The 11,945-nt window shown below is 40.6% G+C and carries 7 protein-coding genes; 5 read left to right on the top strand and 2 right to left on the bottom strand.

Features of this window, described 5'->3' with window-relative positions:
* Window positions 1-11 precede the first annotated feature (11 nt).
* Entirely contained in the window at window positions 12-401 is a 390-nt protein-coding gene (locus LEPBI_RS14265) for a DMT family transporter (protein WP_012389837.1), read from the top strand.
* A complete protein-coding gene (locus LEPBI_RS14260; RefSeq protein WP_012389836.1) occupies window positions 398-2,263 on the top strand; it encodes a sulfatase in 1,866 nt (621 codons plus the stop codon). Before LEPBI_RS14265 ends, LEPBI_RS14260 begins: the two co-directional genes overlap by 4 nt.
* A gap of 174 nt (window positions 2,264-2,437) precedes the next feature.
* Here the strand turns inward: LEPBI_RS14260 and LEPBI_RS14250 are convergent, their stop codons facing one another.
* Window positions 2,438-6,697, bottom strand: a complete 4,260-nt coding sequence (locus tag LEPBI_RS14250; RefSeq protein WP_012389835.1) for a beta strand repeat-containing protein — start codon at window positions 6,695-6,697, stop codon at window positions 2,438-2,440.
* A 75-nt stretch (window positions 6,698-6,772) separates the two neighbouring features.
* Here LEPBI_RS14250 and LEPBI_RS14245 point away from each other — a divergent pair, with 75 nt between their 5' ends.
* The 3 genes from LEPBI_RS14245 (at window position 6,773) to LEPBI_RS14235 (ending at window position 11,443) form a co-directional block, all read left to right on the top strand.
* Window positions 6,773-7,969 carry a CaiB/BaiF CoA transferase family protein gene (locus tag LEPBI_RS14245; RefSeq protein ID WP_012476403.1) on the top strand — a complete coding sequence of 399 codons (1,197 nt, stop codon included), beginning with the start codon at window positions 6,773-6,775 and terminating at the stop codon, window positions 7,967-7,969.
* A gap of 76 nt (window positions 7,970-8,045) precedes the next feature.
* Window positions 8,046-9,137 (top strand): metallophosphoesterase family protein, encoded by a 1,092-nt coding sequence (locus tag LEPBI_RS14240; protein ID WP_012389833.1) that lies wholly within the window; start codon window positions 8,046-8,048, stop codon window positions 9,135-9,137.
* Window positions 9,134-11,443: an ATP-binding protein gene (locus LEPBI_RS14235; RefSeq protein WP_012389832.1), complete on the top strand. Its 2,310-nt coding sequence runs from the start codon at window positions 9,134-9,136 to the stop codon at window positions 11,441-11,443. The genes LEPBI_RS14240 and LEPBI_RS14235 overlap by 4 nt, the downstream gene beginning before the upstream one ends.
* Here the strand turns inward: LEPBI_RS14235 and tpx are convergent.
* Window positions 11,427-11,942, bottom strand: a complete 516-nt coding sequence (gene tpx / locus LEPBI_RS14230; protein ID WP_012389831.1) for a thiol peroxidase — start codon at window positions 11,940-11,942, stop codon at window positions 11,427-11,429. The genes LEPBI_RS14235 and tpx overlap by 17 nt on opposite strands.
* Window positions 11,943-11,945: the final 3 nt, after the last annotated feature.

Here is an 11,945-nt window from a genome sequence, read left to right as displayed (position 1 = left end):
GTCTCTATCCCATGCAATTCCAAGTCATCCTCTTCTTCTGTATAGCTGTATTCTTCAATGCATTGGCGAATATTTTAATCAAAACATCTTCTATGCAGGACAAACAAGTCACACCTGGAGATGGTTTTTGGAACCTTGTGTTTACGGTATTCAATCCGTATTTCATTGCGGGGCTTGCCAGTTTTGGTTTGGCATTACTCGGATATCGATATGTGTTAGGTAAAGGATTAAAACTTTCATTAGCATACCCTGTGTTTACTTCCAGCGGATTTATCATCGTACTCATTGCGTCGTCCGTGTTTTTTAAAGAACGTTTGAATTTTACACAATGGCTTGGGATCTCGTTTATCCTGGTAGGTGTATGGCTTACCGCCTTGCAGATGTTTGACGTTAACTCTTGAAAGAATTCCCTTCTTTTTCAATTAAAAACTTTTTATTTCGAAGTTCACTTTCTTTTCATACGATATTTATTATCATCGTTTTTGTTTTCCTTCCTTTTTGCCAAAAAGAAAGTTCTGTTTCTGAAAATGGTTTAGAGTTCAGTGGAGAAGGGAATGGAATCAAAAATGCTAAAGAAACATCCTCCAAACCGAATGTGATTTGGATCGTGATCGATTCCCTTCGAGGGGATATCATTGGACGCTATAATGTCACACCTAACTTAGATTTGTTTGCAAAAGAGGGGGTTCAGTTTGATTACCATTTGGTAAATGCTGCATGGACCAGGCCTTCTACACTTGTGTTTTTTACAGGAAAGTATGCTTCCGCCAATCCTGTTAATTTTTGGGACTATCCCACAACAAAATCAGAGACAGAGGCATTCTATCGTTCTGAGAAAAAACCACTTCCAAAACTTTTAAAATCTTCCCATTACACTACTTATATGGTAGGAAACAATCCGTTTTTGACCGATAGGTTCGGACTTGGGGTGGATGTCGGATTTGATTTTTTATATGATTTTTCGAATTACGGCGAAGATACAAAGAAGATCACAAACAAAACAATGGAAGTGATCGAAGAAGTTGTATCGAAAAATAATCCTTTTTTTTTATTTCTCAATTATAACGACCCGCACAAACCTTATACACCACCTCCTGGATTTACGAGCCGCATTTTAACCAAAGAAGTGTTAGATGAGCGTAAATTGAATTATTTAGGAGAGGTGGCATTTGTTGACGAAGAATTGGGAAAGGTCTTTGAAGCCATCAAAACAAAAGGACTTTGGGAGAATTCACTCATCCTCATCACAGCCGATCATGGGGAAGTGATGCATGCCTCCCATGCAATTTCTCCTTTTACAGGAACCAATACCTTTTATGGGCATGGACAAGATTTGTTTTTGGAAAACATCCATGTGCCACTCCTCATCAAATTACCAAATTCCAGTTTTAAAAAAGCCGTTCCGTCTATGACTCGTTCCATTGATTTGTATCCAACGGTTCTTGATTATATTGGCATTCCGATTCCAAAAAACATCCATGGGTTATCATTGCGTCCCATCATAGAAGGGAAAGAGACCACCAAACGAACCTACTACGGAGAGACTCGGTTTACACAAGGGTATGGCGAAGGAAACGAGTTTTTACTACAAAGGTCTTACCGATTTCATGAATTGGGAAAATTTTGGCAAGGATCTGTGGGAAATGAGTTTTATTTGTATTTTGATACAAATTCTGATCCAAATCAAATTTCCCCAATCCGAATCAACCAAATCCAATCGATCGCAGAGTTAAAGTTAAATGGTAATTTGGAAAAAAAGATCCAGAGGTTTTGGAAACAGATTCGTTCCATGGAACCAAAACTTCCCTTATACCATCTTTGGGTGCATCCAAGTCCGTTAGAAAAAGATACGGAAATCCAAATCACAGTACCGAGTGGGACATTACGAATGGCAAATCTTCCATCCAATGTTTTAATAGAGGAGAAAGGTCGGTTGATCAAACTCCGTACACAAGACCAAACTCCATTCCAAATCAGTTTTGAAGTGTATCCAGATGTGAGTTTTCCTGAATTTAAAGTTTGGTTTGGGAAAAACCAAGTTCCCAAATCGGAAATTCACGTAGGGTATTTTGGAGTGAACCTTTCTGCTTGTTCGAAAGACTGTGATCTGTTATACGAATCACAATCCTTTCGGCCCATCATCCACCCACAAACAAAGGTTCATTTCTGGAAAGAGGGGGGGCTTAAAAAAACCTATGAAAACAAACAAGAGTTAGGAACGGATGCCTTGGATATATTAAAAAAACAAGGTTATGTGCAATGACACAATCAGTGTGACAATCTGCACGAGTTTTTTGGCTTCGGCAGGTACGGTATCGAAATTAGGCTCACTTCCAATTCCAGGTAATTTCGAAACGATTTCTGATCACGATTCGGCTAGGATGCCTTTGGATCGATTGCCATATAGACGAATGGATCGGATAAGGATCTTTTCTAATTAGTCATTGTCTTGGTTGGTGACAGTCACGTTTGGCAAACTCTCTCCATTGAATCCTGTCCCACCTCCGGTAAGAGATCCAAACAAAATGGAATACAAAACATTCCCATCCACCAAACCATCATCCACGCCTGTGATCACAATATTTTGAAAGGTGTTCCAATTTGTGGGAGTGAATGTCACGTTTGGTACTGCTGTTGTTCCCTCCGAGGCATTGGAGCTTGCGACACCGATTGTTACATTGGAAGTCGGTCGGGCCCGAAATCGTAATTGGAAACGGGACTGGGCACCAAGTTCCGATGTGACCAAGTTAGGTGAAGTGACAAGCCCTCCAGAACCGTTGGGTGAAGTCCCGCAAGCCACCATCGGATTTGGATCTGTGCAAGGGATGATATCATAAAGATTGTAAATATGGACACCTGGAATGGTGCTAGGAGTGAGTGCACTGTAAATGGTAGAAGGGGAAAATCCAGTCCCTGATTCACTGGAAGTGATTTGAGGTGTGATGTTATAATTTACATCTGAAAGATCGGCTGTGTTTTGGCCAAGAATGGTGACAAGTTGTCCTGTTCCAAAATTGGATGGAGTGAATGTCAAAGGTGCCGTGGGAAAGGAAACAAGTCCACCAGGTGCCGCACTCAAATTGATGGTGACATCAGATGTTGGTTGGGAATTGAGATGGATGTAAAATTCAGAACTGGCTCCTGATTGGGAAGTGATCACTGTGGATGGTGAAAAACCAGATGTCGTGATACCCGCTGCATCATTGTCGTTTAACGTGAGTTCGGGGTAATTGGCAGAAGGGAATGGATTCACACCATTAAAAAATCCATCGCTTGAAGATACGTTACCAACAACAATTGGACAAGTGACATTCCCATCATCCACTGAATCGTCAAACGGTGTGACAGTGATGGTATTGTGTGCACCGACAGTATTCCAATTGGCACTTGTAAGGGTGATCGTGTTTGTGGAGAGTGTGAACTGCGATACTGTGGGTCCCGTAAAGAGAGTACACGGAAAACTAGAAGATATGGAAATGGGTATTGTCACGTCATCTGTCGGCGCTTGGCTGAGTAAGATATAAATGGAAAAGGCAACTGCATTTTCGGCCCGAACCATAGACTGAGGGGTGACGACAGTGACGGGGTTTTCGGATACACTGTAATTCACTAGATTGGCTGTTGTGCCATTACTTCCCACAAAACTATCATACCAACTGGGAAAAGAGCCAGTTTCGGCCCCTGAGACCGTAATGTTAAAATTTATATTGCCATCACTCAATATGTCTAACACTCCCACTATTTCGACAGGGATTGAAGTGCTCCAATTGGTTTCATCAAAAATATACTGTTTAGAGCTAGCGGGAGTTCCGCTGTCATTGATCATCCCTTCTGTCGTGTCAGATGTGGATAAGGTCACTGTCACGGAATTTCCTGGTATGGGACGGCTACCCAGTCGCAAACTATAAAACGTAGAAAATCCAGATTCCGTTGTGAAGTAAGGTTGTCCTGAATCCAAAGTGAAAAGAATTTTAGGAGATGGATTGTCGTTATCGGTGATGTTGATCGTAACATCACTTGGGTTCATCCCTTCATAATCTGTTCCCGATCCAGAGATGGCACCTAACGTAAGTGTATGGGTCCTTGTGTTGGATTCATTGATCGAATCATTGACAACAGTGACAGTGACTGTTTGTGGTGTAACAAAGTTTGTGTGTGTGAATGTAAGGTTTGCGGGGGAGACTGTGTACTGTGCGGAGTCGGGCAAAGAAAACGTTTCAGCCGAAATGGGAATGGTGACAGAACCGCTGGCACATACCGCTAAGTTCCCTGGAGTGTCACATGGTGCGGCATTCAATCGGACTGTAAACGTACCATCGACATCACCTTCTGTTAGGTTCAAAGTAGTTGTGGAAAAGGTGAATCCTTTCGTGTCATTATCGGTGACTGTGACCACCAAATTTCCGTTTGTATCCGTATAACCTGGCACTGCTCCTGTTGGATACAAACCTGTAAAATAGGAACCACTTGCCTGTGGGATGTGAATGGTCACTGGAAGGTTCCCGTCATCAAATGAATCGGCAACAGAACGGATGGTGATGGTTTGCGGGACGTCCCATCCACTTTCACTTGTGTTTCCCGAATAATTGGCGACTTGTGCATTGGTAGGAGTGAAAGTAAGAGTGCGAGATGCGGCCACACCGGACGTGCTATTCAGTAAGACTGCTTCGGTTCCATCGGAGGATGTGATGGGTCCAATGGTCACATTTGCATTCGGTTTTAAAGACAAACGAATCTCAAAGGTGATGGTAGAAGTTCCATCTTCCACGATAGAAGATGCAGATAGGTTTTGGATTCGCACCAAGGGTTCATTGCTATCGGTATTGATTGCAGTGACCGAGGCAATGACGATTGAATTGTATTTGGGATCGGTGGAGGATGTATTGGATAAATTGATGTTTACATTCTGATCTCCATCATCACTTCCATCTAACACAGATGTTAAGGTCACAGTTTGTGGTGTATTCCAATTTGCCGTGGTGAATGACAAACTCGAAGGTGAGACCGTGATTTCTGCGGTATTACTTGATGAGATGGTAGGAATATTTACGGTTTGTGTTGGTTGCGAATTCAAAACGACAGTGAATGTTTCGGTAAAAGGAGTTCCATTTTCGTGGACCACAAGTCCTCCAACAGGGGTAACAGTAATCCCTGCTGTATCATCATCTGTGACAGAAAAACTCACTTGAGTTGGTGGAGGGATCGCATTGTAAACTGGATCGGCGCTACCACCTGTATCCACTGATCCAAATTGTAAAGTAACGGTTCTTGTATCTTCATCCACATCATTATTGTTTGTTGTGATTTGGATTGTTTGGTCGAGATTCCAATTGGCATTTGTAAACACCAAAGAACTTGTATTTACATTGGTAATGGAATTGTTTTCATTAATTCCTGTTAAAGTCACAGTGAACCCAGGTGGAGGTTGTGAGGAAAGATGGATGTTAAAATTCAGAACACCTCCATTTTCCGAAATACTCAGGCTTCCTGGAGGAGTGAGGACAAAACCAGGAACATCATTGTCAGTGTTGGTCACAGATGGAAAAACAGGTCCCGCCAAACCATTGTAATCTGAGTCAGTAGAAGTGGCGGCACTGGATACGATCGTGACAGTTTGTGAGCCATCCACTATGAATTCATCCACTCCTGTGACTGTGACGATCTTTGGAGTGAACCATTCCCCTGGGGCAAAGGTAAGCGTTGTAGGACTTATGGAGCTTTCTGTGGTAGGTGTAGCAACAATAGAGGGAATGGTAACCGAATGGGTCGGGAGCGTGTTGAGTACCACGCCGAAACTAATGGCACCTCCTGCCTCCGTTGTCGTGAGTCCCGAGAGATTCACAACGGTGAACCCTGCGATGTCATTATCAACATTTGTGCCAGTAATGATTGGTACAACCTTACCCAAATAAGCTGGGTCCATGGAGACCGTGGCATCAGCAGAAATTTGAAAGTTACTATTATCCACACTGAAGTCATCGACTCCCGTGACTGTCACTGATTGTGGCACATCCCAGTTGTTAGGCGTAAATACTAACTCTACAGATTCGACGGTTGCTTCCGTAGTGTCACTGGATACAAAATTGCGAAGGTAAACATCCTGCATTGGACGTGTTTGTAATACATAAGAGATTTGACCAGTTTCTCCTGTCTCGGAAGTGAGAAGGCCAAATACGGGACTTGCTGCTACACCCGAGGATTCATTGTCTGTATTGACAACAAGTAGTACAGGTAAGCTTTGAGTGGAAAATCGTATGTCGGAAGTTAAAATACTACCCAATTGTACACGGTAATTTTGATTTCCATCTGAGAAAGGATCGTCAATTCCCACCAAACGAACGATATGTGGCTCGTTCCAATCCTCTTCGGTAAAGTTGATGAAAGTATCCGAGACAAGTACAGCTTCCGTTGGATCGGAGATGGTAATCGGACCAATTCTCACTGAACTGTTTGGTTCCATGTTCAAACGAAGGTTGAATTCTGCTTGTTTTCCATTTTCACTCGTGAATAAAAAATTGGGAGCTTCGTAAATGACAGAACCTTGTCCGGTTGCTGATACAAAAAAGGAACCGAACAACATCTGCAAATTAACAGGAGTTACCGATTGGCAGGAGACAAATAGAGTGGTGAATAAGAAGAGAACATGGGTGAATTTCAGTTTGAACACGAATCCGAATTGTCCTCTTATGAATCCCATTTAGGGTTCTCCCTCTTTATTCTACGAGAAAAAAGCCCCAAATTAGAAAAAAATTTCCAGGATATGCAATAAAATATGAAGCAAGACAATCTAAATCCAAACAAAAAAGGACCACTCTCAGGAGTGAAAGTCGTTGATTTGTCCTTACTCCTTCCAGGCCCCCTTTGTTCCCAACACCTTGCTGATATGGGAGCCGAGGTGATTAAAGTCGAAAACCCACGCGCTTATGATGGGTCGCGAGCAATGTTCAAAGGGAAAACAGGTTATCCTGCTCTTTTTATGATGCTCAATCGAAATAAAAAAGCGATCACACTCAACTTAAAGAGAGAGCAAGCCAAAGAGATTTTGTTCAAACTCTTAGAAGATGCAGATATCCTTTTGGAAGGATTTCGTCCCGATGGAATGGATAAAATGGGAATCGGTTATGATGTCTTAAAAGAAAAATTCCCTCGTTTGATTTACTGTGGGATCTCCGGATACGGGACGAGTGGTAAGTATGTAGACTTTGCGGGTCATGATTTGAATTATTTGGCCATCTCTGGTGTGCTTGACCAAACAGGAAATCCACCGAGACCGGCTGGGTTCCAAATGGCCGATGTCGGTGGGGGAACACTCACTGCTCTTTCTGCCATCCTTGCCGCTTTGTACTACCGAGAAAAAACAGGCAAAGGACAAAAAATTGATATCTCGATGACCGATGCCTCCCTTCAATTCATTGCTTTGTACGGAGGGATTTTATCCGCATCTGGTGTTTCTCCCGAAGCAGGCAATGATATCCTATCTGGTAAATTACCAAATTATAATGTGTATGAAACAAAAGAAGGTCGTTATGTTGCCCTAGGTGCTTTGGAAGATATGTTTTTCCAAACTTTCTTAAGAGCAGCTGGGATGGATACCTTAACCAAAGACCATCCAATGACAGAAGAAAATTTTGCTATCATCAAACAAAAGTTAACTGATTTTTTTAAATCAAAAACCTTTGCCGATTTGCAACCCATATTTGATAATACGGATGCTTGCCTTTCTCCCATTTTGAATATGAAGGAAGTGTCTGAAGATGCCAATATGAAAGAACGTGGGATGATTCTCGAAAGGAATCACCCTAAGTATGGACCAATTTTACAATTTGGATCTCCATTTCATTTTTCAGAAACTCCATTTGTCTATCGAAATGACCCACCGGAACATGGAGAACATACCGAGGATATTTTAACCCAATTGGGGTTTTCGAAAGATCAGATTTCAGGATTCAAAAAAGACCGAGTCGTTTAACCGAGCCTTGCTTTTTTTTGAGAACTTCTGTACTTTGTCCTAGGGGAGAGGTAAACTCTCCCTGAAACAACGACATATGAAGTACTTACAAGTATCTGACCTCCACCTTTCCTCTGCCACCAAAGAAGAAGAGAACTATTCCCTGAATGTTCTAAAAGAAATTTTAGAAACTGCAGAATCCAAATCTTGTACGAAAGTTTTTTTCTGTGGGGATTTGTTTAATACCTTCCCTGATTTAGAAACCTTACGGGCTCCCTTTTTAAAACAAGTATCAGCGTATTCGGGACAGGTTTATTTTTTGCCAGGGAACCATGAAATTTTAGAAAGAAAAGGCAATCATAACTCTTACGCTGCCTACGATTGGTCCAAAAAAGTAAAGGTATTGGACCAAACACCTTTTACTTTATGGGAAGAGGATGGAATTGAATTTGTGGCCATCCCTCACCAAGAAAATTATTCCGAAATTCTATTAAATCCACCTCCACCTAAAAAAACTCCCATCCGAATGGGACTTGCGCATGGGACCGTTTCAGGAATGAGCTTCACTGGCTTACAAGAAGAAGAGGAAGAGGGAGGTTCTTACTTAGATTTTAATTTAATCCAATCCTTGGGTTTGGATTATTTAGCCATCGGTCACTTACATCGACATCGATTTGGAACCGTAGGAAAGTGTAACGTGGGATATGCGGGATCTTCTCGCGTCTGGCGAAAGGGTGAGTTTGGACCAAGAGGTGGGATTTTACTCGATGTTCAAAATGGAATGGTTCGGACAGAATTTTTATCTTGGAAATCGGCAGGTGAATACCGCGAAATTACTGTTAGTTTGGATACGGATGGGAATCCAGATCTGAGTGTAGAAGAGTATTTGGCAAACGCTCTTTCAAACGATTGGATCTGTTTTCGATTTGTTGGTTATGTTGATTCCATGGATGGAAAACAGAAATTCCAAGAAACAATACAAAAAGATTGGAAACATAAATTTCGAATTTGTGAATTTGATCCCGATGAATCACAAATCGTTGTCATCCAAAATATATCCGAAAATGAGTTTATCAAACAATTCCTGGACAAAATGAACGAACGAAAACACCAAATGGATGCTAGTTTGTGGCGACACACTCGAGTCACTGGAATCCGATTTATATTGGATGGAGGAAAAGTGAAATGAAGTTATCATTAGAAAACTTTGGAATTTTTTCTGCAAAAGAATTTCCGATCCAAAAAGTCACTGTGTTTACTGGGCCAAATGAATCAGGAAAAACAACGATTTTAGATGCCTTTGTTTCCGCACTTGTAAAGGTTACAGGATCGAAGAAATATGGAAAAATTTTAAATGAGAGATACCAAGAGAATCGAAATTCTGATTTAGGGATTGAAAAACAGAACCTTGCACCAAATTTATTTTTAAATTCATTAGTCATTAGAGAAGGGAATATGGAGGTCAGTTCGGATAGTGAATTGACTTCGGTCATCGAACAATCCATCTTTGACAGCGGTTACAATCCAAATCATCTCAAAGAACAAGCAGAACTACAAGTTGCCAAAACAGGGAATCGTAAAGTAGTGAAGGATTGGAATCTGGCGTTGTCTGAATTGGATACCGCCAAACGAAAGTTTGATGAATCAGAAAGAACTTTAAACCAAATTGCAAACCAATTTGCTGAACTTCCCACTTGGGAAAATGAGAAACAATTCAAAAAACAAGAATTGGAATCCTTACAATTGGAAAACACTGACCTACAAAAACAATTTGAAGATTTAAAAGAAAGGGAATATCACACAGAATCAGACCGAGTCTACAATCAGATCTTACAATGGGAAATGTTATCGATTGAGAAAAAAAAAGATGCACAATTTTTGCAAAATGATTCCGAAAAACAAACAAAACAAATCGAAGAATCCATACGATCAACCAATCAAAAATTAATCTCGATCAAAGAACGAAAAAAGGAATTAGAATCGGGAAAAGAATCCACTATCGCTACCAAGTCCAATTTGGAATCCAAATTCCAAAAATTAGATTCATATTTTCAGTTTTTTGAAACTTGGAAAGATGTTTTACGCAAATTCCAAGAAGATTTTCCTGTCATTCCCAAAACCATTTGGAATCCATTATACAGAAGTTTGGCGATCGGTTCGTTCTTTTTCTTCCTTGTTACGCTCGTCACATTACTTTTTTCTGAGTTTGGAAATTGGTTTTATATTCCACTTGGTTTATTTTTTACCCTTAGTTTGTTTTTTGGAATGAAGATGAAAGAAACAAAATTGGAAAAGGACGAATCCAAATGGAATGAAATGGTTCGTCGTATTGCCAGTGAAATGGAAACCAAAACATTGGGAGAGTGGAAACCCGATTCCCTTCATTTGGATTCTCTGCACCTAATTTTCCAAAGGTATGAAAGAGAATACACAAAACAAAAACTAGAATTACAAAATTTGGCAGATATGGTTTCCAAACTGGAATCGGAGTTACAAATCCAAGAAAACCAAATCAAAAAGGAAAAAGAATCCTTAGAGGAAAAAGAAAAAGAACTCAATTCTTTGTTTCAAAAACTGGGTGTGAGCTCCATTGCCGAACTCAGCGAAACTTTAGTGCAGATTCGATTGCGAAGAGATAAAATCAAAACACTCGAAGATACATTATTCATAGAAGTGAAAAAATGGGAAACGGATGGGATCGAATCACTCAAACTCAAAATCAAAGATAAATTGAGCGATTGGGAAAAAAAAGGAATCGGTAAACAATTCCAACCAGAAGATCGCACCACCAAACAAAAGATAGAGAATCGAATGAAAGAACTAACGGAACTCATTCGAAGTTTGGAAACAAAGATTGTCGAATTAGAAAAAAAATTGGATACGGGTAAGGCTGTTTTAGAATCCCAAATGGTCCCTGCCCAAAAAGAATGGGAAAACTCAAAAAAGAAATTAGAAGCAAAAGAAAAAAAGAAAGCCGAATTGGAAAAAAATTTCCAAGCCTTTGAAGTGCTCATTGGTATTTTTTCCGAGATGCAAGCTGAAAGTACAGACAAAATGTCTTCCCTCGTTCGTGCCTTACAAACAAGGATGGATGCCATCAAAGGGACACTTCCCTCCAAACAAATCCAATGGAATGGTTTTTCCGATGAAATCCAAGTCACTAGTGATCCAAAGGAGGGGCAATTTTCCTTTGCTCAATTGTCCACAGGTACAAAAGAACAAGTTTCCTTTGTATTACGTTTGGAGTATGCGTTTCGAATAGGAAATCAATTCAATATCCCCTATTTATTGTTAGATGAGCCTTTCCGTCATATGGATTTGGTTAGAAGAGATGCCGCTTTGGAATACACATTGCAGTGTATTTTGAACGCGGAAAATGATTGGCGAGTCGTGTTTTTTAGTTTTGATTTAGATTTGGTTGCGAAAATCAAAGATTTGGCAGAAAGATTAAACCTTCCTTGCCAAATCCATACATTAACTAAACAAGTTTCTTAGCTTCGGCAAGTACGGTATCGTAGTTTGGCTCACTTCCAATTTCAGGAACAAGCTCCGTGTATCGTACAACATCGTCTTTGTCCACTACAAACACTGCTCTTGCCGATAGACCTGCGAGTGGCCCACTAGAAATATGAGTTCCATAGTTTTTGGAAAAGGAAAAGTCCTTAAACTGTGAACCTGTGATCAGGTTATCGGAATTGATCCCTTCCGTCGTACAAAATCGTTTCATCGCAAATGGTAAATCACCTGAAATGATGAGTGTTGTGATTCCATTTTCCTTTGCGACTTTTTCGTTGAATTTTTTAGTTTCAATGGCACAGACTGGAGTGTCAAGACTCGGAACCGCAACAAGGATTTTAACCTTTCCTGCTAAATCTTTTAACGTAATATCACTTAAATCTTGTTTGGCGACTTTAAAATCAGGAGCTTTGTCTCCAGGTTTTGGGATGGATCCTTCTAGAGGAACGGGATTTCCTTTGAGTGTTACTTGTGCCATATT

Origin of the sequence: Leptospira biflexa serovar Patoc strain 'Patoc 1 (Paris)' (assembly GCF_000017685.1) — a bacterium.
GTDB classification, from domain to species: Bacteria; Spirochaetota; Leptospiria; order Leptospirales; family Leptospiraceae; genus Leptospira_A; species Leptospira_A biflexa.
Note: the sequence above shows the minus strand (reverse complement) of the source record. Positions and strands in the feature narration are given on the sequence as shown.

What these genes read in the sequence shown, in the direction of transcription:
- LEPBI_RS14265 (WP_012389837.1), top strand. Translation starts at nt 12, where the DNA reads ATGCAATTCCAAGTCATCCTCTTCTTCTGTATAGCTGTATTCTTCAAT.
- LEPBI_RS14250 (WP_012389835.1), bottom strand. Translation starts at nt 6,697, where the DNA reads ATGGGATTCATAAGAGGACAATTCGGATTCGTGTTCAAACTGAAATTC.
- LEPBI_RS14245 (WP_012476403.1), top strand. Translation starts at nt 6,773, where the DNA reads ATGAAGCAAGACAATCTAAATCCAAACAAAAAAGGACCACTCTCAGGA.
- LEPBI_RS14240 (WP_012389833.1), top strand. Translation starts at nt 8,046, where the DNA reads ATGAAGTACTTACAAGTATCTGACCTCCACCTTTCCTCTGCCACCAAA.
- LEPBI_RS14235 (WP_012389832.1), top strand. Translation starts at nt 9,134, where the DNA reads ATGAAGTTATCATTAGAAAACTTTGGAATTTTTTCTGCAAAAGAATTT.
- tpx (WP_012389831.1), bottom strand. Translation starts at nt 11,942, where the DNA reads ATGGCACAAGTAACACTCAAAGGAAATCCCGTTCCTCTAGAAGGATCC.